We start from the raw sequence: 1,051 nt of genomic DNA on the forward strand, positions 1-1,051 counted from the left end.
TTTTTTTTGGGGTGATTTGATCCCCCCTAGCCCCCCTTAAAAAGGGGGGGACAAGATGGAGCGATCGCGTTTTTTTGGGGTGATTCGATCCCCCCTAGCCCCCCTTAAAAAGGGGGGGACAAGATGGAGCGATCGCGTTTTTTTTGGGGTGATTCGATCCCCCCTAGCCCCCCTTAAAAAGGGGGGGACAAGATGGAGCGATCGCATTTTTCCAACCCACCATCTAATTCCCCAGCGGGATGGTTTTTCACCCGGTTATCCCGCCGAGTTGTAGGTTGGGTTGAGGCACGAAACCCAACACCAGACTCTCTACAATTGACTCAGATAAGTTTGTTAATGTTGCCAAATGCCCAAAAAGATCAGAGAATTAAAGAAAATGCTGCAAAAATCAGGTTTTGCGCTTTTACCGAAACGTGGGAAAGGAAGTCATTCCTATTGGGTTCATCCCCAGTTTCCCAATCCGATTGTCATTTCCGGGAAAGACAGCAAAGATGCCAAACCTTATCAAGAAAAAGATGTTATAGCCGCCATTCAAAAATTAGAACAGTTAGAGAAAGAGGATGAATCATGAAATATAGCATTTTAATTCAATGGTCTGAGGAAGATAGTGCTTATATTGCGAGTTTACCTGAGTGGGGGGAGTACGCAAAAACTCACGGTGAAACCTATGAAGAAGCGCTGAAAAATGCTCGGGAAGTTTTGGAAGATTTGGTGTATGCTTACAATCAAGAGAATAAACCTTTACCCAAACCACAGATTCTAAAATTTGCATAGCTGTAGCTGTAGGTTGGGTTGAGGCACGAAACCCAACACCAAAGTATCAATGTGCGATCGCGTTTTTTTTGGGGTGATTTGATCCCCCCTAGCCCCCCTTAAAAAAGGGGGGGACAAGATGGAGCGATCGCGTTTTTTTGGGGTGATTTGATCCCCCCTAGCCCCCCTTAAAAAGGGGGGGACAAGATGGAGCGATCGCGTTTTTTTTGGGGTGATTTGATCCCCCCTAGCCCCCCTTAAAAAGGGGGGGACAAGATGGAGCGATCGCGTTTTTTTG

General features: G+C 46.4%; 2 protein-coding genes. Both read left to right on the forward strand.

Annotation, left to right across the window (positions count from 1 at the left end):
- The first annotated feature begins 346 nt into the window (after window positions 1-346).
- Window positions 347-571 carry a type II toxin-antitoxin system HicA family toxin gene (locus tag AC0QHF_RS20740; protein WP_324706142.1) on the forward strand — a complete coding sequence of 75 codons (225 nt, stop codon included), beginning with the start codon at window positions 347-349 and terminating at the stop codon, window positions 569-571.
- Window positions 568-774, forward strand: coding sequence for a type II toxin-antitoxin system HicB family antitoxin (locus AC0QHF_RS20745; protein WP_324706143.1), 207 nt, complete (start codon window positions 568-570; stop codon window positions 772-774). Before AC0QHF_RS20740 ends, AC0QHF_RS20745 begins: the two co-directional genes overlap by 4 nt.
- The last annotated feature ends 277 nt before the right edge of the window (window positions 775-1,051 follow it).

It is taken from the genome of Lyngbya sp. CCY1209 (genome assembly GCF_055795065.1).